General features: G+C 61.4%; 21 protein-coding genes. 11 read left to right on the top strand and 10 right to left on the bottom strand.

Annotated elements, in window-relative coordinates:
- Window positions 1-401: 401 nt before the first annotated feature.
- The 3 genes from LJE93_07765 to LJE93_07755 all read right to left on the bottom strand — a co-directional run bounded on the left by LJE93_07765 (window position 402) and on the right by LJE93_07755 (window position 4795).
- On the bottom strand, window positions 402-2099 hold the full coding sequence (locus tag LJE93_07765) for an AarF/ABC1/UbiB kinase family protein (GenBank protein ID MCG6948792.1): 1698 nt from the start codon (window positions 2097-2099) through the stop codon (window positions 402-404).
- Between the two features lie 19 nt (window positions 2100-2118).
- The gene (locus tag LJE93_07760; protein ID MCG6948791.1) at window positions 2119-3657 is read right to left on the bottom strand and encodes a hydroxymethylglutaryl-CoA reductase; all 1539 of its coding nucleotides are present in this window, start codon (window positions 3655-3657) and stop codon (window positions 2119-2121) included.
- A gap of 352 nt (window positions 3658-4009) precedes the next feature.
- The gene (locus tag LJE93_07755; GenBank protein ID MCG6948790.1) at window positions 4010-4795 is read right to left on the bottom strand and encodes an enoyl-CoA hydratase/isomerase family protein; all 786 of its coding nucleotides are present in this window, start codon (window positions 4793-4795) and stop codon (window positions 4010-4012) included.
- Window positions 4796-5095: 300 nt separating this feature from the next.
- Between LJE93_07755 and LJE93_07750 the strand changes: the two genes are divergently transcribed.
- Window positions 5096-5803 (top strand): hypothetical protein, encoded by a 708-nt coding sequence (locus LJE93_07750; protein ID MCG6948789.1) that lies wholly within the window; start codon window positions 5096-5098, stop codon window positions 5801-5803.
- A 267-nt stretch (window positions 5804-6070) separates the two neighbouring features.
- On the opposite strand, the gene LJE93_07745 is transcribed toward LJE93_07750, so the two are convergent.
- Window positions 6071-6361 (bottom strand): RNA-binding protein, encoded by a 291-nt coding sequence (locus LJE93_07745; GenBank protein MCG6948788.1) that lies wholly within the window; start codon window positions 6359-6361, stop codon window positions 6071-6073.
- A gap of 237 nt (window positions 6362-6598) precedes the next feature.
- Between LJE93_07745 and nuoB the strand changes: the two genes are divergently transcribed.
- The 10 genes from nuoB (at window position 6599) to LJE93_07695 (ending at window position 18439) form a co-directional block, all read left to right on the top strand.
- Window positions 6599-7084: an NADH-quinone oxidoreductase subunit NuoB gene (gene nuoB, locus LJE93_07740; GenBank protein MCG6948787.1), complete on the top strand. Its 486-nt coding sequence runs from the start codon at window positions 6599-6601 to the stop codon at window positions 7082-7084.
- The gene (locus tag LJE93_07735; protein MCG6948786.1) at window positions 7065-8771 is read left to right on the top strand and encodes an NADH-quinone oxidoreductase subunit D; all 1707 of its coding nucleotides are present in this window, start codon (window positions 7065-7067) and stop codon (window positions 8769-8771) included. Before nuoB ends, LJE93_07735 begins: the two co-directional genes overlap by 20 nt.
- Window positions 8768-9298 (top strand): NADH-quinone oxidoreductase subunit I, encoded by a 531-nt coding sequence (locus LJE93_07730; protein MCG6948785.1) that lies wholly within the window; start codon window positions 8768-8770, stop codon window positions 9296-9298. Before LJE93_07735 ends, LJE93_07730 begins: the two co-directional genes overlap by 4 nt.
- Window positions 9299-9433: 135 nt before the next feature.
- Entirely contained in the window at window positions 9434-9640 is a 207-nt protein-coding gene (locus tag LJE93_07725) for a DUF465 domain-containing protein (GenBank protein ID MCG6948784.1), read from the top strand.
- A 25-nt stretch (window positions 9641-9665) separates the two neighbouring features.
- Complete coding sequence (locus tag LJE93_07720) at window positions 9666-10304, top strand: phosphatidylserine decarboxylase (protein MCG6948783.1); 639 nt, start codon at window positions 9666-9668, stop codon at window positions 10302-10304.
- A 2-nt stretch (window positions 10305-10306) separates the two neighbouring features.
- Complete coding sequence (gene pssA, locus LJE93_07715; GenBank protein ID MCG6948782.1) at window positions 10307-11101, top strand: CDP-diacylglycerol--serine O-phosphatidyltransferase; 795 nt, start codon at window positions 10307-10309, stop codon at window positions 11099-11101.
- Complete coding sequence (locus LJE93_07710) at window positions 11076-12008, top strand: hypothetical protein (protein MCG6948781.1); 933 nt, start codon at window positions 11076-11078, stop codon at window positions 12006-12008. The genes pssA and LJE93_07710 overlap by 26 nt, the downstream gene beginning before the upstream one ends.
- Window positions 12009-12215: 207 nt before the next feature.
- On the top strand, window positions 12216-13682 hold the full coding sequence (locus tag LJE93_07705) for an aminoacyl-histidine dipeptidase (protein ID MCG6948780.1): 1467 nt from the start codon (window positions 12216-12218) through the stop codon (window positions 13680-13682).
- A gap of 135 nt (window positions 13683-13817) precedes the next feature.
- A complete protein-coding gene (locus LJE93_07700) occupies window positions 13818-15962 on the top strand; it encodes a hypothetical protein (protein ID MCG6948779.1) in 2145 nt (714 codons plus the stop codon).
- Between the two features lie 119 nt (window positions 15963-16081).
- Window positions 16082-18439 carry a hypothetical protein gene (locus tag LJE93_07695; GenBank protein MCG6948778.1) on the top strand — a complete coding sequence of 786 codons (2358 nt, stop codon included), beginning with the start codon at window positions 16082-16084 and terminating at the stop codon, window positions 18437-18439.
- Between the two features lie 74 nt (window positions 18440-18513).
- Here LJE93_07695 and LJE93_07690 read toward each other — a convergent pair whose 3' ends face one another.
- The 6 genes from LJE93_07690 to LJE93_07665 form a co-directional block, all read right to left on the bottom strand.
- Entirely contained in the window at window positions 18514-19101 is a 588-nt protein-coding gene (locus tag LJE93_07690) for a cytochrome c oxidase subunit 3 (protein ID MCG6948777.1), read from the bottom strand.
- 134 nt (window positions 19102-19235) lie between these two features.
- Window positions 19236-19571 carry a cytochrome C oxidase subunit IV family protein gene (locus LJE93_07685; protein MCG6948776.1) on the bottom strand — a complete coding sequence of 112 codons (336 nt, stop codon included), beginning with the start codon at window positions 19569-19571 and terminating at the stop codon, window positions 19236-19238.
- Between the two features lie 9 nt (window positions 19572-19580).
- Window positions 19581-20444 (bottom strand): cytochrome c oxidase subunit 3, encoded by an 864-nt coding sequence (locus LJE93_07680; protein ID MCG6948775.1) that lies wholly within the window; start codon window positions 20442-20444, stop codon window positions 19581-19583.
- Window positions 20444-22147 (bottom strand): cytochrome c oxidase subunit I, encoded by a 1704-nt coding sequence (gene ctaD / locus LJE93_07675; protein MCG6948774.1) that lies wholly within the window; start codon window positions 22145-22147, stop codon window positions 20444-20446. Before ctaD ends, LJE93_07680 begins: the two co-directional genes overlap by 1 nt.
- A 6-nt stretch (window positions 22148-22153) precedes the next feature.
- Window positions 22154-23167 (bottom strand): cytochrome c oxidase subunit II, encoded by a 1014-nt coding sequence (coxB, locus tag LJE93_07670; protein MCG6948773.1) that lies wholly within the window; start codon window positions 23165-23167, stop codon window positions 22154-22156.
- Window positions 23164-23979 (bottom strand): SCO family protein, encoded by an 816-nt coding sequence (locus tag LJE93_07665; protein ID MCG6948772.1) that lies wholly within the window; start codon window positions 23977-23979, stop codon window positions 23164-23166. Before LJE93_07665 ends, coxB begins: the two co-directional genes overlap by 4 nt.
- Window positions 23980-24253 lie beyond the last annotated feature (274 nt).

Raw genomic sequence — 24253 nt, 5'->3', positions numbered from 1 at the left:
CGACAGGTGGCGGCGCTCTCGAAAGATGAGGGAGCGGAGGCGTACTTGTGGTACGTCGAGCGAGCGAATCGAGAAAGCACTGCCACATGAGGTGCATCGCGGACCGCAGCAGAAGACTCCAGAAAAATGTGGGTTAACCGAGAAAAGCGCCGGCAACCAGCATCATTATAAAGAGGGCCCCGACAGCCATCGGGAACAGAACGTGGTTCGGAGTTTCGTTCGATCGATGCTTGGTCTGTTCCATCTTCCGCCCTCGCAGGTTGGTTCCTCCGGTCATATCCTTTATGGCTCTGAAATCGCTGCTCCTGATGTCGGAATGAGGCAATCTCGGGGCAGATTGTGGCGGAAACAAGGCACCGCAATTCAGCAAGCTGGTCGGCGACCAGCTTGCTGAATTGCTACTACTCGCCTCGGCGCAGCGGGAGCAGCACGCCAGCCGTGAACAGGAGGACCGCCAGAATCAAGGGGCCATCAAGCCCGATCAGAATCGCGCCCGCAATCATGCATGCGCCACCGAACAGGGTCGCCCGCACGCCGGTCAGAGGACGCTGCGGCCTTCTCCGGGTACGCTCCTCCATCGTGGAGAGCCCTTCGGATACAAGCAGTGGCAGCTTGAGGGCTGCGTCAAAGATTTCCGGGGCGACCCGAAGGCCCTCTCTGACCAATTTCGCCGGCGAGTACTCCTGGCGAAAGATGTGCCGGATATGGTGTTCCGAGACCTCGGCCACGCTGAAATCTGGGTCGAGCATGTAGCCCACGCCCTCATAGGTCACCAGAGCCTTGACCATCAGTACCATCTCGACCGGGAAGTAGAGGTGATATCGGGCACCGAGCTGGATGCACTCGAGGATCAGGAGTGCGAGCGAAAAGTCCTCGAAGCGCGGCTGCCGGCGCCACCTTCGTGCGACCTCCTTGACCGCCCGCCGGAAGCCTGGAACGTCCGACCGCGACTCGGTCTGTGAAACCGCGGCGAGGTGCCGCGCAGCACCCTCGAAGTCCTCCATCACCATCGCGTAGAACAGCTCGAGCAAGCTGTGGCGCAATTCCGGATCGAGATGCCCGACCATACCGAGGTCGAGGAATCCGACCTTGACGTCCGGAAGCACCAGCAAATTGGCTGGGTGTAGGTCGGCGTGGAAAAAACCGTCCTGGTAGAGCATCCGGATGATCGCCTCGGCGCCGAGGTCGATCAACCGCTGGCGGTCGGCGAGCGGCAAGGATGTGACAGAACCGGCATCTGGGCGGTCACCCGCGAGGTACTCCATGCACAAGACGTTGTTGGCCGAGAACTCATGGTGAATCCGGGGAAACACCACATCCGGCATGTCCGAGAAGTTATCGGCGAAGGTCTCGGCGTTTTCCGCCTCGAGCTTCATCTCGACCTCGCGCAGGGTGTAATCGCAGAACTCATCGATAATACGCCGCGGCTGGTAACGCGGAATGATCAGCTGCAGGAACCGTGCGGTGGTCCGCAAAAGGGTTGCATCGCGATACAGGAGATCACGGATATTTGGCTTGACGACCTTGAGGATGACTTGATCACCACTTGCCAGGCGCGCCCAATGGCTCTGGGCGATCGAAGCCGAGCCGAGAGGCACCGGGTCCACCTCGGCGAAGATCTCCTCGACGGGCCGGCCGAGGTCGGATTCGACTACTGTGCGTATCTCCTCGTAAGAAACCGGGGGGAGGTCCGAGAGCAGATTCCGCAGCTCCGAGGTGACGATATCAGGGAGGACGTCCTGGCGAAGGCTCAGGATCTGACCCAGCTTGACGTAGGTCGGGCCGAGGATCTCGAGCCGCATGCGGAGCTGAACCGGAAACGGCTGACTGGCGATTTCCTTGTTCAGGAAGAGGCGAACCACCCACGCAGCCATGGCCCTCAGCCGGAACAGGATTCCGCGCCCTCCACGTCTCCGGCTGACCTCCACCGAAGACACAAACCCGCCGAAAAGGAGGGCGATCACCTGCCGCAGAGTGGACCTGCCCCGCCTTGCGAGACCCGGAATGTTGACGTAGGCGCGACGTCTCGTGCGGCGTCTCGTCTTCTGCGATCTCGCCTCTCTGGGAGGGGGTTTCTGCAGCGGCGCGTCCTCGGTCATCGAAGCTCCGGAGATTCCATCACCGATTGCGGCCGTATTTCTCGTGGCTCGACACCCAGTCGAGCGAGGAAATGGCCGAGCCGAGCGAGATCTCTCCCGCCAAAGCAACTCCGGCAATGATCTCCGCCAGCTTGTTGACCTTGCCCTTACCGACACAGTCCATCAATTCGAGGCACTCGCGTTGGGTGGGAAGGCCGGTGCCACCGCCGAACGTCGCAACGATCAGCGACGGGATGGTGAGAGACATGTAGAGATCGCCGTCCGGTCTGAGTTCCGTATACAGAATGCCCGAGGATGACTCGGCGACGTTCGCGACGTCCTGCCCCGTCGCGATGAACATTGCCGTGATTCCGTTCGGCGAGTGAGCGCCGTTGTTGTTGGCGCCCGAGAGAAACGAGCCGACGTTCGAGATCTGTGAATGGTACTGAAGGCTTTCCGGCTCCACCCGCATGTGCTGCACGAGCACGTCGCGGCTGACCACGGCTTCGGCGATGACACGTTTGCCCCGCGTACGCATGATGTTGATCTGCGAGTGTTTTTTGTCAGTCGCAAGGTTCGATTCGAGGTAGAAGCGCTCTACGTTGTCCAGCGTATCCAGCATCCACGAGCAGGCGGCGAAGGTCGCTCGGCCGACCATGTTCTGGCCCGCCGCATCCCCGGTCGAGTAGTTGAAACGGAGATAGGCAAAACGGCTGGCGAGGAAAATGTCGATGTCCAGGAGCTTGGCAACACTCGAGGTCGCTTCGGCCACACGGGCGATCTCGTCCATATGGTCGTGGACCCAGGTGCGAAACTCCCGCGCCTCCCGAGCCGATGAAAACACGAAAACCGGCGCACGTTGCATACGATCGTCCGACACCGTACAGGTCACACCGCCCGACAGGTTGATGACCTTGATGCCCCGGTTATACGACGCCACCAGCGTCCCCTCGGTCGTGGCCAGCGGAACCAGGAACTCACCCTGCGCGTGCTCCCCGTTGACCTTGATGGGACCCGCCAGGCCAATCGGCACCTGGGCGACGCCGAGGAAGCTCTCGACGTTGCCGCGGGTGACACCCGGGTCGAAGGAGTACTTCGAGACGTGCTCGAGGTTCACCCCGGAGAGGGACCGGGCAAAACCCTGTCGCCGCTCGATGATCTCGCTGCTGTAGTCGTCCTCGCGGTCGTACGGCACCTTGATCCGTTCTTCTTTCTTCTCCCGGATCGAATCCTCGACCGAAAACGCGAGCCTGCCGAACGGTGTCGAGTTGAAGCGGATGGCGACTTTGTGTTTACCGACCTCCAGGGTCTTTCCTTTCCATCCGACAGCCATGATCTTGGCGAGAGGAAAGTCGATCGGGTTGTCTACGGTCACCTCCGAAGGCGAGATGATCGAGTCGCCGAGAGTGAACTGCAGGGAGTCGAGCGGTACCGACGCACCATCAACCGCAACTTCTTCAATCGCGGTCACGACCGCGTCACTGAGTCGATTCTTGAGGCCGAAAACCACGCCCTCCGGCGTGTTCTCGAGACTGCCGTGAGTGTAGAGCTGCTTCAAGACGAGCGACGGAATCTTCACGCTGGTCCTCCCAGCCCGCATCATTCATGACGCTTCTGATGCAAGGCGCGATTCACCGCGCGCGGCGGCGCTTTCTCGATTCCCTCGCTCGACGTACGGCGAGTACGCCTCCGCTCGGTCATCTTTCGAGACCGCCGCCATGCTTGCGCCTCCCGCCTTTCGCCACGAATCCTCATGAATAATGCGGGCTAGGCGAAAGGCGCGGTCATTGTATCCGAGTCGAACAATTCACGGTAGCCGGGGAAAGGGGTCGGGAGTATTGAATTCAGCCCAACCGCCCGAGGGGCCAAGGGGAAAAGGAGATCGTGGTGACGACGCGAGTCCTCCGCCCATCCGACCCTCTTCTCCTTATTCATCCGTCAACGGAGTTTTCGGCCTTCGCACTCATGCCTTTTTTGAGTTGCGCTACAAGCTTCTGCATCGCGCCTCTGAGCTCGGGCTGAAACCACATGTCGGTCAGGTAGCGGGCGTCGTCCACTCGATGCCTGCGGATCTTCTCGATTAGATCGCGGCGCACAACCGACCTGGTTGCCGCCAAGGCGTGCTCCGGTACTTCGATGATCTGCTCACACCATTGACCCGCAGCCGCTACCACCTCTCCGGCAGGCGCGAGCGCATCCACGAACCCAACCTCGAGTGCCTCATCCGGGCTCAACAGCTGGCCTGAAACACACAGCCTCTCACCGACACGAGCACCCGCCACGCGGATTGCCAGATCCGCCACCAGCTCCGGGACCGGGATGCCGATCCTCACCTCGTTGAGACCGATGGTGAAACCGCCCTCCGCCATCACCCTCCAATCGCAGCTCAGGGCGAGAACCGCACCCCCCGCGGGACTGTGCCCGGTGATTGCCGCCGCCACCGGGATCGCCGATGCCACCAAAGCTTCGATGGCGTCGAAGAAATGCTCCAGGGCACGCGCGAAACCATCCCGGTCGAGCTCCATCAGTACCGGTACGTCGAGCCCGCCGGAAAAGATCCCTTCGCCGCCGGAGAGGACCAGTGCGCGCGCACCCCGGTCCGGAGAGCACCGCACTTCGGCCGCGAGCATCTGCAGGAGATCGGGGGAAAGGGCGTTGACCGGGGGTCGGGCCAGCCGCAATTCGTGGATCTCACCGTGGATCATACGGGTGATCATGGGACCTCCGACCGCCATGCTACCGGGAAACGGTGCAGGGGGGAAAAGGGAGAACGTGACAGGGAACCGGTCTCCCATGCTCCCCTGCCAGGCGTGGGCGGGCGGAATTCCTCATTCCTCATTCCGAATTCAACCAGATGTGTCTCCTCCCGAGTACACTCCGAGACCCGATCCGGACAACTTGAGGACGGCGCTTTCGTTCCTCTCCTTGAATCGGACGTTCTTTGGATGGCATCGAAGTTGCTACAAGTCAGGGTACAGTGTCCGAAACGAGAGAATTTTCGGACAGAGGGAGGTCAGATGCTCCAAAAGAAAAATCTCGTCGTCGTGTTCACCATAGCCCTCGCCAGCCTGTGGGCGGCAGGCGTCGAAGCGCAGGGAAACTGGCAGCCGGGCGATTTCGGCTCCTGGCGCTTCTATCTGGGAATTTTCGAACCGGAAGGCGACTCACAATACTGGGACGAGAGCTTCGATGTATTCACCGGCTCGGCGTCGGATTTCGAAGATCTGGTGTTCGGAGCCGACTACCTCTGGTTCACATCGCGCAACGCCGGACTCCTCTTCGGCGTCAGCGGCTATGACGGCCGCACCACCCAGTCCTACCTGGACTGGACCGACGCCGACGGCAGAGATATCGGCCACGCGACCACACTCGACCTCGTTGACCTCACCGCTGCCTACATCGTTCGCTTTGGGCGTGGTTCCTTACGGCCCTACCTCGGCGGCGGCGGCGGGCTCCTGTGGTGGGAGCTCCGCGAGGAGGGCTCGTTTATCGATTTCGGGGACCCGGAATTGCCGGTGATCTACGCCTCATACCTGGCCGACGGCAACACCTGGGAACTCTTTGCTCTCGCCGGGGTGGACATCCGTTTATCGCATCGCTGGAGCTTCTTCTTCGAGGGTCGTTACCGATGGGCGGACGATGAGCTGAACAAGGATTTCGCGGGGTTCGGCACCATCGATCTCTCCGGTGCACAAGCGGCCGGCGGTCTGTCGTTCAATTTTTAGCCTGCATTATTCATGAAGTCTCTACTGCGGCCGGCGATATACGATACCCAGCGGCGTTTGCTCGCCTCGGGGTGCTCAACGTACTGTCGAGTACGCTTCCGCGCCCCTTGGGTCGCAAACCCCACTGGGTACCACACCTCGCCGCCCTCGTGACGAGACCTCGTGAATAATGCAGGCAAGGAGATCCATCCTCGTTGAATCGCTCGAACCGCCTCGACGTGAAAAAGCCCCGCACTCGCGGGGCTTTTTCGTTCGCGCCCTCCTGAGCTACCAGCGCTCTCCGAAGTCGGAGCGCCGCTGCTGACCGTTGTTTTTCGGTTGCGCCTCGTTCACTCGCAGGCGCCGCCCTTCCAGCTCGAACCCGTCCATCGCTCCAACGGCATTCTCGGCCATTTCCTCGGTCTCCATCTCCACGAAACCGAAGCCGCGGGAGCGACCCGACTCGTGGTCGCGGATGACGATCGCGCCCACCACGTTGCCGTGGTTCGCGAAGACGGACTCGAGCTCACTGTCTCCGACGCTGTAGGGAAGGTTGCCAACAAACAGTCGCTTCTCCATCCAGATCTCCTTGCTCTTTTGCGCCCAAAATCGCTGCCGCCCGATCCCGATCTCATCCCATCGTCGCCGGCTGCACCTCTCGCGCGCACCGGTCACACTCTAAAAAATTATCACGCAAAGGTCCGCAATGCAAGACTTTCCGCTTTCAACAGGAGGTCTGATGAGGGCCACTCAACGGGCAGCGGCGCCTGTATAATGCGGGCGCGACTTCTACCTCGCACGCACCAGGGAGGATGCATGCGCCAACCTGACGGCAGCTCCGCGCTGCTCACGACACGGCTCGACGCGATGCTCGCTTGGGCGCGCAAGAACAGCCTGTGGCCCCTGCCGTTTGGCACCGCCTGCTGCGCGATCGAGTTCATGTCGACGGTATCCTCGCATTACGATCTCGCGCGTTTTGGAGCTGAGGTCGTCCGTTTTTCACCCCGCCAGTCCGACATGATGATCGTCGCAGGAACCATCACCGACAAAATGGCGCCGGTCGTGAAACGTATCTACGACCAGATGGCAGAACCGAAGTACGTCATCTCGATGGGAGCCTGCGCGTGCACTGGCGGGTTTTATCGGGCGTATCACGTGGTCCAGGGTGTCGACGAGTTCATCCCGGTCGACGTCTACGTACCCGGATGCCCGCCGACGCCGGAGGCGTTGATGGAGGGAATCCTGAAACTCCAGGAGCTGATTCAAAGCGGAGAAACCCAATATGACCGCCTCAAGTCCTGACACCTCACAACCGATCGATTTTGCTGCGCTCCTTCCAGACGGACGAGGTCTCGAGGTCGCGGTGGCGGCGGACGGTCTTACGGAGATCACCGCAGATCGGAGTCGGCTGATAGAGGTGCTTCGCGCCCTTCACGATCATCCGGAGCTCGACTGCGATCTTCTGCTCGATATCTGCGGTGTCGATTACCCCGACCGGGAACACCGTTTCGAGGTGGTCTACCACCTGACGAGCGTGGCGAAAAACCACCGATTTCGCGTTCGCGTGCCGGTCGGTGAGGACGATTCGCGTGTTCCGACAGCCTTCGGAATCTGGAAGGCGGCCGATTGGTTCGAGCGCGAAGCCTGGGACCTGATGGGGATCCGCTTCGACGGGCATCCCAACCTTCGACGTATCCTCACCCACGAGGCCTTCCAGGGCCACGCGCTGCGCAAGGACTACGACCCCGAGAAACGCTGGGTTCTGACCGAAGCGGAGACCTTTGTCCCGGAGTGGGCCGGCGAAGATCACGGCGGCGATGGTGAGTTCGAATCCCAGGTCATCAATATCGGGCCCTCCCACCCGGCAACCCACGGCACCCTCCGAATCGTTGCTCGCCTGGACGGAGAACTCATCACACGAGCCGAATGCGAAATCGGTTACCTTCACCGTTGCTTCGAGAAGATGTCCGAAACCCACGGCTGGCCCGAGGTGATCCCCTACACGGACCGCCTCAACTATTGTTCGAGCATGATCAACGGGGTCGGCTATGCACTCGGTGTCGAGAAGATGCTCGGCATCGAGGCTCCCCCTCGCGCCCAGGTCGTGCGGGTGATCCTGTCCGAGTTCTCCCGGCTCATGGACCACGCCGTGTGTCTTGGCGCCACCCTGGTCGACGTCGGTGCCCTCACCAACTTCTGGTATTTCTTCCAGCCGCGAGAGGAGATCTACTCGCTGCTCGAATCGTGCGCCGGCGGACGGCTCACCGTTTCCTATGCGCGCATCGGCGGCCTGGCACACGAGGTGCCGACAGACTTCGAGGAGCAGGTCAGATATCTGCTGGGCCGCATCCCGAAGTTCATCGACGATGTCGACAGGCTGGTCACCACCAATCGGATCTTCCGCGGCCGCACCGAAGGCATCGGTGCGCTGTCGGCCGAGGAGGCAATCGGGTGGGGTTGGACCGGCCCGTGCCTCCGTGCATGCGGCGTACCCTACGACCTGCGCCGCGTCAATCCATACCTCGGATACGAGGATTACGAATTCGACATTCCGATCGCCACCACCGGTGACAGCTACGGACGATATCTGGTGCGACTCGAGGAGATGCGGCAAAGCCTGCGAATCATCGAACAGGCGATCGACAACCTGCCGGATGGGCCGGTCATTACCGACAACCATCGGGTCGCTCTGCCACCGAAATCCCGGGTCTATTCCGAGATGGAGTCCCTCATCTGGCATTTCAAACTGATCTACGAGGGAATCAAGGTTCCTGAAGGAGCCTGCTACTCGGCGACCGAGGGAGCCAACGGTGAACTCGGTTACTATCTGGTTTCCGACGGAACGGGCAAGCCCTACCGCATCAAGGTACGTCCGCCGTGCTTCGCGATCTTCCAGGCCTATCCCCACATGCTCGAGGGGCACCTGGTTCCGGACGCGATCGCCATCCTCTCGAGCCTCAACATCATTGCCGGGGAGCTCGATCGATGAGGCCGGTGACGACGATCAACGTCGATCGACCGCAGAAGGGCTTCGGCGAGTGGATCTACCTGGGGCCGATCCTCAAAGGTCTGGGCGTGACGCTGCGCCATTTCCTGAGGAACCTTTTCGGTCATCGAGACGTGGCAACGATTCAATATCCAGAGGAAAAGCGGGATTACTCGGAGAGAATGCGTGGCCGCCATATCCTGACGGTCAGGGAAGACGGCTCGCTTCGCTGCGTCGCCTGCTACATGTGCGAAACGGCGTGCCCAGCCGATTGCATCTCGATCGTAGCCGAGGAGGACCCCGAGGCAACGGTCGAGTGGGAGAAGCGCGCGGTCACTTTCGAAATTGACCTCCTACGTTGTGTGTTCTGCGGTTTCTGCGTCGACGCCTGCCCGAAACAGGCCCTGATCATGAGCCGCCAACATGAGATGACCTTCACGACCCGCACCGATGCTGTTGTGGGCATCGATGAACTCCGGCAAAAGGGCGCGATCGAGGATCAAGACCTGGGTTATCGACCGTACTACTGAAATTGGCCAACCACCGGACAAACCTGATCAGGCAGTGTGATCAGGCGCCGTTCATTAACGGAATGCACACGTTTGAGCCGTGGTTGCGCTAGTGATACGATAAGCACCGTACCTCACTCCCAAAGGAGGATCGGCATGGGCCCAAATCAGGAGCAGGTCGAGCAAAATTCTCCCACGATGGAAGAGCTCCAACTCCAGCACCAGAACCACGAGCGCCGGCTCGAGGAGTTGCAGAGAAAGACCTGGTTGACGCCTGAAGAGGAGTTGGAACAGAAACAACTGAAAAAGCTCAAGCTGCACCTCAAGGACGAGATGGAGCGCCTCCGCAGGACGGCTTCCTGAGAAGCCAGTCAGGGCGAGGACACCGATGATTGCCCCGGAGGGCTGGCCCTTCGTCGTGATTCCGCTGTTTGCCGGCGCCGTCATCTGGATCGCGGGGCTCCCGATTGTTGGCATTCCGCTGGCCGCCGCTGGAGTGTTCGCTCTTTTTTTCTTCCGCAACCCGAGTCGTAGCTGTCCCTTCGGACCCGCCACCGCGTGCGCACCAGCCGATGGAAAGGTCATCAAGGTGTGTCCTGCCCCGCCTGAAATGGAGCGGCTCGGGCTTCCGAAGCAGGTCAGTATCTTCATGTCAGTATTCAACGTCCACGTTAATCGTGCGTCGATCGACGGGGAGCTGATCGAGTACAGCTACAACCGAGGGCGGAAGTTCTCGGCCTTCAAGGACAAGGCGTCGCTCGAGAACGAGCAAAATCTTTCGGTCTGGGATGGCCCGGCCGGTCGGATCGCCCTCAAGCAGATTGCGGGCCTGATCGCTCGGCGTATCGTCTTCGACCACACCCCGGGCGACTCGGTGCGCCGGGGTGACCGAATCGGTTTGATCCGCTATGGTTCCCGGGTGGACGTTTTTCTACCAGATGATGCCGCTGTCCTAGTCAATCAGGGCGATCACGTTCGTGCAGGCGAATCGCCGATCGCATCATTCGCCGGAGACCGCGAGTCGTGAGAATGCCGCGAATCAAGCGCCGAAAGGCCGTGAACAGCAAGAGGCGAGGATTTTACCTGCTTCCCTCCCTCTTTACCGTGGCAAACATGTTCTGCGGCTTTCTCTCGATCGTGGAGTCTTCCAGGGGGCACTTCGAGCGAGCCTCGATCCTGATCCTGATCGCGATCTTCGCCGACATCCTCGACGGTCGAATCGCGCGCCTGACAGGTACGGTGAGCCAATTTGGAGAGGAATTCGACTCGCTGGCAGATGTCACCTCATTTGGCGTAGCGCCGGCTCTCCTCGCGTACCAATGGGGTCTCTGGGAGGTTCCCAGAGTTGGTATGGCGGTCGCCTTCCTCTTTCTCGTGGCCGGGTCGATTCGTCTCGCACGCTTCTCCAGCCAACACCCCGAGTCGCTCGACTTCATCGGCCTGCCCATCCCCGCTGGCGCTGGTTCGATCTCCATGCTTGTCCTGACGTCACCGACTCCAGTTACCCAGCCATGGTTCATTCCCGTGGTCGTAGCCTTCGTTCTCAGCTTGTCTCTGCTGATGGTGTCGAACCTTCCGTACACGTCCGGCAAGCAGCTCGATCTGAGACGGAAGTGGCCCGCCCCGGCCCTGTTCCTCATCGCACTGGTTTTTTCTCTGATCACCTTGACGCCTCACTTCCTGTCAGTCTTTGCCGCCTTTTACGTACTTTCCGCGCCGGTCAAGGTGCTCACGGGAAAAATTCGGCGTCGACCCTCCACCGTCGAATCTCCGAGGCCCTCTACGGGAGGCGAAACCGATGCCATCGACAGCTCTGATCGTTGACCCCCTCACCCTGAAGGGTCGCGAACTCCTTGCCTGTGCCGATCGGCTCGAGGGAATCATCGGCGGGTGGGAGTACCGTCATACGGACGTCGACGAAGAGCACCAGATCGTGGATTTTGCCGGGGGATCCGCGCTCGTGCCGCCGTTGGGAGATGCCGAAAGCCTCGCCCACATCGATGTCGTGATCGTCGCATCCGACGGCTGGTCTTCGCGCCACGACCACCTGCTCACGCATCTTGAAATTCACCCGGATTCGGCTCTGGTCGACCTCACCGGTTTCGATGAGCTTCGCGATCATACCAATCCATCGGTCGGAGAAGTCGATTCCGGCACGAGACGCCTGAGAGTAGCCCATTGGGCTCTTTTCGCGTGCTCGAGAATGGTTGAGGTCCTGGCCCATTTTTCGAACCTGCGAGGGTCGCTGGCCGTCGTCGATCCCGCGTCGGCCTACGGCAAAGACGCGGTGGAGATTCTCGCCCGGCAGGCCGCTCAGAGAGTCCAGGGTGCCGAGGTCGAGGAACGGATTCACGGCCATGTGCTCGCATTCAGCGCCGTCGAAATCACTGCCGACGAAATCCAGGAGGACGCGTCTCTGCTCCTGCCCGAATTCCCGCTGGCGGTTACCCGCACGCTTGCGGGCTGCTTCCACGGCCACCTCGCTCACCTCGGCCTGAGCTTCGACCATCCGGTCGAGCCGGACGACGTTCGCGATGCTCTGGAGCAAGCGGATGCGCTGGTGATCGAATCGCTGCCGCTGAGCCTGGATTCGGTTCCGGATCGCGAGCAGGTGATCGTCTCACCGCCTGTGATCTCGGCAGACGGCACCCAGCTCGCGCTCACCTGCATGGCCGACGCACTGCGAATCGGCGCCCTCACCGCGGTCGAAATCGTCGAGCATTTGCTCTGATCCGACCCCGATCCGTGGCCAGATGCTGGATGCTGGATGCTGGATAGGGTCTCGCTGAATTTTTGAGGGGTGGGTGGGCGGATCGAGTATCCAGTAACTGGGATCCAGCATCCGGTGGTGGATCGAGCATCCAGCATCTGCTATCGAGATCCTGTATCATGCCGGGGCTGGTATCGCCGGCACCACCCGATCAAATGGAGGTCCGTCATGAGCAGTCCCCTGGAATCCCTCGAACCGAAGCTTCTGTGGCAACACTTCGACACGATCCGCCAGATTCCCCGCCCATCGAAACACGAGGAGAAAATCATCGAGGGCGTCAAGAGCTGGGCCGCCGACCGAGGCTTCGAGGTCGTGCAGGATGCTGCTGGTTCGCTGACCATCCAGGTCCCAGCTACCCCGGGCCACGAGAACGCCGACACAATCATTCTCCAGGGACATCTCGACATGGTCTGTGAAAAGAACTCCGACGTCGATCACGACTTCATGACCCAGGGCATCGAGGTCGAGGTGGACGGAGACTGGGTGCAAGCCAGGGGCACGACCCTCGGCGCCGACAACGGCATTGGACTGGCCGCAGGCATGGCCGTAGCGGATGACCCGGACGCGATTCACGGGCCGCTGGAGCTCCTCTGCACGGTAGACGAGGAAACGGGCCTCACCGGTGCCAAGGATCTCGACCCGTCGATCGTGACCGGCCGCATCATGCTCAACCTCGACACCGAGGAGGACGGTGCGATTTACATAGGGTGCGCCGGCGGTGCGGACTCGATAGCGACGATCAAGACAGCCCGGCGGACGGCTCTGCTGGACTCTGTTCCTCTCAAAGTCTCGGTGACCGGGCTTCGCGGTGGCCACTCGGGTCTCAACATCATCGAGAACCGGGGTAACTCCATCAAGCTCGCCACACGGGTACTGCTCTCGGCGATGGCCGGCGGCGTCGAGGTCGATCTGGTCAGCATCGACGGGGGCTCCAAGCACAACGCCATTCCCCGTGAAGCATTCGTTCTGTGCAGGGTCGAGAAGGGTCAGGTCGAGACCTTCAAAGAGGTGGCCGAGAAGTGCATCGAGGACTTCAGGGAAGAGTTCGAAGGGTCGGACCCGGATCTCGCGGTCGCGGTGGAGGAGATTGACGACAGCGACGAATTGCGCCAACCGATGAACGTGCACGCCCGTGACCGGTTGCTCCGGGTTCTCGACGGCATGCCGCACGGCGTGCTGACGATGTCGCGGGACGTCGACGGGCTGGTCGAAACCTCCAACAATCTCGCAGTGGTCAGCAACAAGGGCGACCATACGGAGATCACGGTCTCCTACCGATCCTCGATCATGCCCGCGCTGTACGCGGTACGGAGCCAGGTGGATTCCATCTGCCGCCAAGCGGGCGCCTCGGTCCACGTCGACGACGCCTACCCCGGGTGGAAGCCGAATCCCGACTCTCCGATCGTGAAGAAGACGGCCGAGGTCTACGAACGCCTCTTCGGATCGAAGGCCGAGCTCAAGGCGATCCACGCCGGCCTTGAATGCGGGCTGCTGATCGAAAAGGTCCCGGGGATGGATGTGGTTTCCATCGGGCCACAGATCGAGAACGCCCATTCGCCCGAGGAACGCGTGCAGATCTCCTCGGTGCAGAAGTTCTACAAGCACCTCCTCGCGGTGCTGGAAGAGCTCGCCTAGCAGAATTTTGAATTCTCAAGTTTGAATTTTGAATTTCCACCCGCCGACCTCCTGATAGCTGGGAGGTGGGTGGTAATTCAAAACTCAAAATTCATGCTTGAGAATTGACGCCCCAGCTTGCGCGATAATAGCTTCGTGACCCTGCAAGCTGGCACCGCAGAACCGAAGACGGCAGTGTTCCTGTTGGGCGTTTCGACAGTCGTCGCCCAGGCTCTTCTTCTGCGCGAGGCGATGGCCACAATGGGCGGCTCGGAGATGGCCTGGGGCACGGTCATGGGGTTGTGGCTCATCGGGATGGGCATTGGTTCGCGGATCGGAATCCGATTCGGGTCGACGCGACTAGCGACATGGATGCCTGTGACCACTCTCGTTCTTGCCGGCAGCGCCGTCGTGCTCTTTCGCGCTGCACCGGCCTTGATTGGTGCCACGTCCGGAGAGGTGCTCACGACCGCGAGCGCAATCTGGCTATGGGTCGCGGCCGTCGTTCCGACGGCGCTCGCGGGCGGCGTCGCCTTCCCGATTCTCGCCGGGGCCCTCGGCTCATCAGGCGGCGGCAGAGCCTATGCGATTGAAGCCGTGGGTGCGCTCGCCGGAGGCTGTGCCGTCAGCCTGATTCTCATGCGGCTCGGCTCGGCCGCTGCCCTGTGTACCACTCTGGCTCTCGTGCTCGCGGCGAGTCTCTGGTGGCGATCCCGCACTCTCGCCGTGATCGTGGGAATCGCCGGGATCGCCGTCGCACCAGTCGCAGCCGATGCTCTGGCTCGAGCCGGCTGGCGGTGGTCCGGCAATCCCGGAGAATTGAGCGATTGGCGCGAGACACGGCTGCAACGGCTGGAGGTGAGTGTCGGTCCGCCGACCGTGGTCTTCGCCGACGGACAACTCGTCGCCTCCTATCCCGACCCGTACCAGGTGTTGCCGAAGGCCCACCTGATGATGCTCCTCCATCCGGATCCGCAAAATGTGATTGCTGTGGGCTGTGCGGTCGACGGCTCCGTCGAAGCGATGTCTCGCCACCCGGTCGAACGCCTGGTCATTGTCGAGGAGGACCCCGTTCTCCTCCGCTCGCTCCCGGAGTGGTACGGAAGCGGGGTGACCTCTGCGCTCGCCCAACCGCAGGTTCAACCCTTGAGCTCGGACCCGCTGCGGGCGATCACCGAGTCCGGTCCGTGGGATCTCGTTATCCTGGCCGACGGCAACCCGACGACACTTCGCCGCAATCGAACCCGAACGCTCGAGTTCCTGCGCAGCTGCCGCGCCGCCATGAGTCCGGACGGGGTTCTCGTGATGCGGATCGTGGTCGCCGACACCTATCTCGGCGGAACCGCCGGACGATTGCTCGAGACGCTCTCGGCGACCGTGCGCGAGGTCTTTCCGGTGGTTGATGTCATCCCCGGTGAGGAGATCCTGCTCGTCGCGGGCGGTCACGATGCGCAAATCGACCTCGGCGCAGATACGCTGACCCGGCGGCTTCGCAATCGAGGCCTCGAGAGCTCGATGCTGCCGCCGGAAATGATTCCGCTACTGACCGATCGCAACCGCGCTGACTCGGTTCGTGAATCTCTTGCAGCATCGGCCCCGTTGAACACCGTCCGTCACCCACGAGCCGTGCTCCTGGCCGGAGGTCTTCACGAATCACGTTCGCGCCCGCCACTCCTCAATGCTGTGTTGGAGGCAGAGAGACGTGGCGCGTGGCCATTGGCGGTCATCCTCGGGATCGCCGTGCTCGGACTTCTATCGACCTCGTTGTCGCGACGTCCGCCGGTGGTGGCCACCGCGTCCGTCGTCGGTCTGGTATCGATGGGTTGGTGGTTGCTCCTGGTTGCGACCTGGCAGGCGACACGCGGCTCGGTCTACTCTGAGATCGGCGCCCTCACGGCGACGTTCATGGCCGGGCTCGCGGCCGGGGCCACCGTCGCCTGCCGATGGAATGAGCCCGCAAAACACCTCCCTCCCCTGCTCGCATCCAGCATCCTCGAATCGCTCCTGCTCGCCTCCGGCATCGCCATCGGATTTCCACTTGTTGCGGTTCCGTTGCTGCTGGCCGCTGGCGGTGCCCTCACCGGGGCGGCCTTCCCGGGTCTGACCGCCCTCGGAGCCGGACATGTCCGGCGAGGCGCTGGGGTCGCGTTCGCCGCCGACGAGGCTGGCGCCGCGCTGGGAGCTGTGATGATCGGCATCTTCGCCCTGCCGTGGGCGGGCCTGACGGCCACCGCACTCGGGCTCGGGCTCCTTTCGTTGGCAGCGATTCCGGCCGTCGTCGCCTCGCTGCGACGAAATTGACCAGACCGGCGCGTAGGGCGCACCCAGGGCGGCGACCCGCCTGCCGGAGGCGAGAGGCCAATAATGATTGTCGACGCGGAAACGCGCAGAGATAATGGCGACGCTAAATCGGAGGCACTATGGCTCTCGAACTGGGTAACCGTCGTGCAATCACCGTCGACATCGGTGGCGCGCTGGCCCCGACGCCGCATCCCCTGACCGACGCAGAGCTCGCCGCGTTCACGGATTTCGACCTCATCTATCGCTCGCTGTGCGCCTTGATGTTCAATTACGTCCCGACCTCGGGGCATCCGGGAGGTTCGGTCTCGTCCGGACGGTTCGTCGCCTGTGCACTCTTCGATGCGATGGACTATGACCTGTCGGCCCCCGAGAGGCTGGATGCCGACGTCATGTCGTACGCAGCCGGCCACAAGGCCCTCGGCCTCTACGCGATGTGGGCACTTCGCAACGAGGTCGCCCGAATCGGTTGCCCCGAGCTGCTCCCAAGAGAACCCAACCTCAAGCTCAGGCTCGAGGATCTCCTCGGCTTCCGGCGCAACCCGGTGACCGACACCCCGCTGTTTCGCACCATGAACGCCAAGCCTCTGGACGGTCATCCGACACCTGCAACGCCGTTCGTAAAGCTCGCCACCGGTGTTTCCGGCGTCGGGGTTCCCTCCTCCCTCGGTCTGGCCGTTGGGGGAGCGGACTACTTCGGCGATGATCCTCCGAGGGTTCACATCATCGAGGGCGAGGGCGGTCTCACAACCGGCCGATCGATGGAGGCGTTGGCGGCCGCCGGCACCGCCTCCCTCGGCAACGCGATCATGCACCTCGACTGGAACCAGGCGTCGATCGACAGCAATCGCGTCTGTCGCGAAGGCGTGGTCCCGGGAGAATACGTTCAGTGGACTCCCCGGGAGCTCGCTTACCTCAACGACTGGAACGTCATTTCGGTCGACGACGGCACCGACTTCCAACAGATCGCCACCGCACAACGAAGAACCCTGGAGCTCGACAACGGCCAGCCGACGATGATCGTCTACCGCACCACCAAAGGCTGGCGCTATGGTATCGAAGGCAAGGCCTCCCACGGTGCCGGCCACAGTCTGTGTTCGGCCGACTTCTACCACGCGTTGGCGCCGTTCGAATCGCTGGTCGGGCTCGAGATTCCGCGCTGCGACCAGAACGAACCGCCGTGCGGCCGGGGCAATGACCTGGCGGTGGTCGAGAGATGCCACTGGCAGGCCCTTGGCGCGATTCGCGAAGCGATCGAGGCCCGTACCGATATGGTCGAGGTTCTCGCAGATCGATTGCGGTCTGCGCGCGAACGACTTGCCGCGAGGCAGCGAAAACCTCGCACTCTGGCCCCCCGGTTGGAAGCGGTTTTCGAGGCAGTCGGCACTGAGGAGATGCCGGCACCACTCCGGCTCGAGCCCGGAGCCGCGACAACACTCCGAGCGGAGCTCGGGAACGTGTTCGACCACCTCAACCGGGTCAGCGGCGGAGCATTCTTGCTGGCCGCCGCCGATCTGCTCGGTTCCACCAGCGTCGCGACTGGCGGCAAGGGATTCGCCGAAGGGTTTTGGAACGCCCGGAGCAACCCGGATTCTCGGCTGATGTCGATCGGCGGTATCTGTGAAGACGCCATCACCGGCGTGATGACCGGATTGTCGAGCTTCGGACGCCACATCGGCGTCGGATCGTCCTACGGCGCCTTCATGGCACCGCTTGGTCATATCGCCTCGCGCCTGCACGCGATCGGCAACCAGGCTCGGCAGGAAATCGCTCCCGGCCCTTACCGGCCGTTTTTCCTCGTGTTGGCCCACGCCGGTCTGAAGACCGGCGAGGATGGGCCGACCCATGCCGACCCCCAGGCGCTCCAGCTCGTGCAGGAGAATTTTCCAGCAGGCGCCGCGATCAGTCTCACGCCGTGGGACCCGCAGGAGGTGTGGCATCTGGTGAGCGAGGCCCTCCGCCGTTGTCCGGCCGTGATCGCCCCCGTCGTTACCCGGCCCTCGGAGACCGTGGTCGATCGCGCGGCGCTCGGCCTTGCTCCCCCGAATGCCGCCCGCCAGGGGTTGTACCAGCTGCGCCGATCCGCCAACGGCTCAGCCGGAACCGTTGTCCTCCAGGGTTCCGAAGTGACCTACGCTTTCATCGAGGACGCGTTGCCCCTGCTTGAAAGCGACGGCATCGACCTCGATGTCTTCTACGTCGCATCGCCCGAGCTTTTTGACCTTCTGCCAATCGAGGCAAGAAACGCTGTCTATCCGGAAAGTCGAGCCCGATCTGCTATGGGCATCACCGGCTTCACCCTGCCGACAATGTATCGGTGGATCATTTCGGAGAGGGGCCGAGCCGCTACCCTCCATCCCTTCATGAAGGGCCGCTATCTGGGCAGCGGACCCGGCCACCGGGTACTGGAAGAGGCGGGCCTCGACGGACGAAGCCAGTACGAAGCGATCAAACGCTACATCGCGAATTTTGAGTTCTGAGTTTTGAGTTTTGAGTTCCCACCCACCCTTCGGCGACAAAGCATGGGGGGCGGGGGCTGACTCGAACCTCAAAACTAAATACGCAAAACTAAGAGAATTGCGATCCAGGTGGCAAACAAGAAGTGCCAGTACATCCCCACCAGGTGGATGCTCTCGTGCTCCTCTTCGTTGTAGCGACCGGCTCGGGCTCGGACCGACACGACAACCAGCGGGATCAGGCCAAACACCACGTGTGCTGCGTGGAGGATGGTCAGGACGTAGAAGAACCAGACCAGCAGGTTCTCGTCCGGAAGAACGCTGCTCGCCGCCATCCGCATCCAGTTCGACACCTGGACCATGAGGAACGCCATTGCCAGGAGAACCGCGACAAGGAGCATCCTGTCGAGAGAGGCCCGCTGACCCTTGCGGGCCGCGCGCTCGGCGAGCACCAGGGTGACGCTGAGGATCAGCAACAACGCCGTACTGATCCAGAGTCCGCCGGGCAGCGACGGCGCACCGGGTGGCGGCCAATGCTCGGCCCGCGCCCTCAAGATCAGAAACCCGACCAGAACTGATCCGAACAGCATACCGAGGGAGGCCAACAGCAGCCACATGCCCATCCGTCGGAAGGAAGCCGGCGGAACGGGCGTCGAACCGATCGCCGAGCTTGGAGGCGTTTGCATCTCTAAATCCGCTCCGCACAGAGTCAAGAGTTGAGAGTTGAGAGTTGAGAGATCCCGCCCACCCTGCCCAGCCTCACCTTGGGTGGGCAGGAGAAAACTGTGAACTCACAACTCGTAACTTTCAACTGCGATCCTCAATCGCCCATGCCTGGTGCGTAACCCGGAATGAGTGCCGGCTGGTAATGGGCGGAGTCCATCATGGTGATGCCGATGAACAGGAAGAGAAAGAAGAAAGCACCGAGAAAGATGAATGCGTTGAAAGGTTTGTCCCAGCGCAGATGCATGTAATACAGCCCGACAAGCATCGCCTTGCCCGTAGCGATGGCGAGACCGACCCAGATGTTGAGGGAGCCGAGATCGACGTTGGATGCCGATACGGTGAGCCAGGTACCGAACATGAGGCCGACCCAGACGGTGAGGAGCAGCTTGACGCTCGCGATGTGCACGCCGGAGCTCTGGTGTTCGCTCATCAGGACCTCCTAATCAACCAGGTAGAGCAGCAGAAAAAGGTAGATCCAGATCAGATCGACCAGGTGCCAATACAGCGCGACCATGTCCACCCGGGTGAAGTGCCCGCTGTCGAAGAATCCGCGGCGGGCACACACGAAAAGCCAGGCGAATGCCGCAATGCCACCGAGCACGTGGATGCCGTGGAGCCCTGTCATGAGGAAGTAGATCGAGAAGTAGATCTGGGCATTTGCAGGTTCTATCGCGACCTCGTGTTCATCTTCGTCCGTGGTGCTCGGAGAGGCGAGCCCGGAAGGTCCTTCGGCCGCCGGTGAGATGGCCGACCGCTCGGCGTCTGCGGGAGGCACCGACGGACTTCCTTCAGCCACTTCCGAGTCAGGCGCTTCCTGGGCACCTCCAACCGGCGCCTCCGTGCCGGCAGCCCCGGCTTCGGCCGCTGCGTGGTCTTCATCGTGGGGATCGTACTTTCCAGCCCACAGGAGGCCGTGTTTCCACTTGCTGTTGTACTCGACCGCCTTGACTCCCATAAAGCCGAAGGCGCACAGCATCGTCAGGGCGATCATCAGCTTGAGCATGCCGATCTGTTTGAGCTGAGCTGCACGGACCGCCCATGCAGCAGTCAACGAACTACAGATCAGGATGACCGTGTTGAGGGCGCCGAGGTTCTTGTCCAGGAAGTGGTGCCCGAAGACGAAGATCTCGGGATGGTTCGCCCGATACACGCTGTAGGCAACGAAGAGCCCGCCGAAGAAGAGGATCTCGGTCACCAGGAAGACCCACATGCCGAGCTTTGCAGACTGGTACTGCTGTTCGGCGTTTTCGAAGTGGTGGTCGACGGCCAGCCCGTCGCCCGATCCGTGCCCGTGATCCGCCATCAGCCCGTCCCTTCTTCACCCAGGAGAACCGAAGACGGGTCCTTCCGCACGTAACCCTTGATCGACGGGTCCCACTCGAGGGCTTCGAGATCATACGGGTCGCCGGCGCGCATCTCGTGCGCGAAGTTGTAATAGGGCGGCGGAGAGGTCGTCTCCCACTCGAGGGTTGCCCCGCCCCATGGATTTGCCGGTGCCTTCTCTCCCCGGGCCAGCGAGTGCAGGAGATAGCCGGCCATTATCAGGAAGCCGACGGCTAGAATTCCCGAACCCACTGTCGACGCCTGGTGGTAGGCGGTGAACTCGTCCAGGTAGTCGTAGTAGCGGCGCGGCATTCCGTGGCTGCCCATCACGAACTGGGTAAAGAAGGTCAGATTGAAGCCGACGAAGATCAGGAATGCCGACAGTTGTGCCCACCGTTCGGAGTACATGCGGCCGAAGAGCTTTGGCCACCAGTAGTGGATGCCGCCGAGGAATGCGATCACCGTGCCGCCGAACATTACGTAGTGGAAGTGCGCGACTACGAAGTATGTGTCGTGGAGGTGGATGTCGGTCGCGAGCGCGCCGAGAAACAGACCCGTCAAACCACCGATGGCAAACAGGAAGAGGAAGGACAACGCGTAGAGCATGGGTGCCGCGAGCCAGATCGATCCCTTGTACATCGTCGCCAGCCAGTTGAATACCTTGACCGCCGAAGGGATCGCGACCGAGAACGTCAGGGCCGAAAAAATCATGTTGGTGAGGCTCGACTGACCGCTGGTGAACATGTGGTGGCCCCAGACCAGAAAGCTCAGGAGAGCGATGGCGATCGATGAATAGGCAATGAACCTGTAACCGAAAATGTGCTTTCCTGAAAAGACCGAGATCAGCTCACTCATGATACCCATCGCAGGCACGATCATGATGTAAACCGCCGGGTGCGAGTAGAACCAGAAGAAATGCTGATACAGAACCGGATCCCCGCCCAGTGCAGGATCGAAGATACCCACACCAAGGGTTCGTTCGGCGACCAGCAATAAAAGGGTGATTCCGAGGACCGGGGTCGCCAGCACCTGGATGATCGCCGTGGAGTAAAGGCCCCACAGGAAAAGCGGCATTTTGAACCAGGTCATGCCCTCCGGCCGCATCTTGTGGATGGTGACAATGAAATTGAGCCCGGTGAAGATGGAAGAGAATCCGAGAATGAAGGCACCGAGAGTCATCGAGATCACCGCTGTGCCGGTGGTCGTCGAGTACGGGGTATAGAATGTCCAACCGGTATCGACCGCTCCGACGATGATCGAAACGACGGCAAAGGTGGCGCCGATCAACCACAGCCAAAAGCTCGCCAGGTTGAGGCGCGGCAGAGCGACATCCTTGGCGCCGAGCATCAACGGAAGCACGAAGTTGCCCAGAGTCGCCGGGATTCCCGGGATGATGAACAGGAAGATCATGACCGCCCCGTGCAGGGTAAACATCTTGTTGTAAGTGTCGGCCGTCATGATCGTCTGGCCGGGTGTGAAAAGCTCCGCGCGGATCAGCATGGCGAAGACGCCGCCGAGGAAGAATGACGACAGAATCGCCACCAGGTACATCACCCCGATACGTTTGTGATCGAGGGTGAAGAGCCAGGAGAGGATCCCCTTGCCGTGTGTGAGGTAATTGTCGTCGCCCGCGGACTGCGCAACCGCAGCATCGCCGCCCGGGGCTGATTTCTCTTCAGCCATCAGCTGCTACTCCTCGTCCTGCGAGGCCCCGGTCGGGGCCTTCAAATACTCGATGATCGCCAGGATCTCCTCGTCCTTGAGGCGGCCCTGGTAGGTCGGCATCACCGGTTCGAAACCTGCCACGACCCGCGCGCTCGGTTCGAGGATTGATTCGCGAATGTAGTTTTCGTCTGCCGTGACCGTCGTTCCGTCGGTCAGCTGCTCGGATCGGCCGAAGACGCCGAGCAGTGTTGGCCCCGTCTTGGCGGAGCCGTCCATGCTGTGACACTGGGTGCAGCCCCGCACCTGGAAAAGCTTTCGCCCGGCGTCGACCGGGGACATCGTCTCGAGGAAGTTCGACGCCTTCTCGAGCCAGGTCTCGAACTCTCCCGGCGGGTGGACGATGACGTGCGCCAGCATGTCGGAGTGCGACGTGCCGCAGTACTCCGCGCAGAACAAATCGTACTCCCCGGGAACCGTGGCCTCGAACCAGGCCTTCGAGTACCGGCCCGGTACGACGTCCATTTTGATGCGGAAGGCGGGCACGTACAGGCTGTGGATCACGTCGGCCGACGACAACATCAGCTCGATCGGTCGATCGACCGGTACATGCAGATTCTCGTCGACGTAGCCGTTGGGATAGGTGAAGCTCCAGTTCCACTTCTGGCCCTCGACCAGAACCTGATAGGCATTGGCCGGAGGCGTCGCCATGTCGAGGAAGCCCTTGAACCCGAAGATGAAAATCGCGATGACGATCAGGGTCGGTATGGCCGTCCAGGTCAGCTCCAGCGGCAGGTTGTGGCTCGCTGATTGCTCAGCGGCCTCTCCCTCCCGACGCCGATACTTGACGACGAAGATCACCATTACGACAACGATCAGGATGAAGAAGAACACCGAAATGGCGAGGATGAAGTTGAACAGCCAATCGACGCTCGAAGCCGCAGTCGAGATCTGGGGCGGCAGCCAAAAACTGCCATCCTCCGGGTCGGGCGCCATGGCGGTCCACACCGGGATCGACCGTGCCAAATTGAGATCGGTCATGCAGCCGTTTCCTTTGCGTCATCTCGGTTCTTTCGCCGCCAGTCGCGGAGCCAGTATCCTCCGATGAAGATTCCCAGTACCAAAACAGTAGCGCCTCCACCAACGCGCATAATATTCATTGCGACAGGTGTGTAGCGGCGATTTGTCGGGTCGTAGTGATAACAGTAGAGAATCAGCTGGTCAAGTGTAGACCCGACCTTTCCCTCGGACGATTCGAGCAGCGCGAGCTTGAGTCGCTTGGGTGGGTATTCGATTCCGTAGAGATAACGAGCTACCCTTCCGTCTGGAGTACAGACGAAGATTACGGCCGCGTGGGCGTACTCCTTGGTCGCCGGATCGTAGGTGAATGAGAAACCCACAGTTTCTGCGAGCCGTTTGATTTCGAGCTCACGCCCGGTCATGAAGTGCCAGCCACTCGCCGCCGCTGGCCGATCAAGACGCTTGAGGTAGTTCTGCTTCTTCGCCCGCGCGAGTTCGGGGGTCTCCAGCGGGTCTATGCTGACGGTAACAATTTCGAACTCCTCGCCCGGGGTCCAGTCCATGCCCTCGAGACCGTCCACCACCCCGTTGAGCATCAAACCGCAGAGCATGGGGCAGCGGTAGTAGTTGAGGGTCAGGATCACCGGGCGTTCGCCGTCGAAGAAGCTGCCAAGCTCGACCCAGTTCCCGTCCTCGTCTCGAAACTCGAGGTCGAGGGGAAGCTTGGCATCCAGGTGCTCGGTCACGCCCACCTCCTCGAGTACCTCCGGTACCTGGTCCGCGAGCTGCGCGTAGACATCGTCTGCACGAGCACACAGGAGAGCTCCAAGCACCGCAACAACGGTATGAATCCGACTCAGTCTCATTTTTCTGGCCGACATTTCTCAACCCCGTTCGGATCGATCAACCCTGAAATCTCGCGCGAGATTCCGATACCTCTGAGAGCGCTCCAAAGTTAACACATGACGACCGCCTCCCCCGCCGAAAAGATGGTTCAATCCGGGATCGATCCCTCGATCGGAATCCGGCGAAGGGTCTCGATATTGTCGACTTTGTTGGACTGTGAGGCATGCTGTCCGGGTGTCAGATCGAGGTGACACGCTCGGC

Source organism: Acidobacteriota bacterium, assembly GCA_022340665.1.
Classification (GTDB): Bacteria; Acidobacteriota; Thermoanaerobaculia; order Thermoanaerobaculales; family Sulfomarinibacteraceae; genus Sulfomarinibacter.
This window is presented reverse-complemented; position numbering and strand designations above follow the sequence as displayed.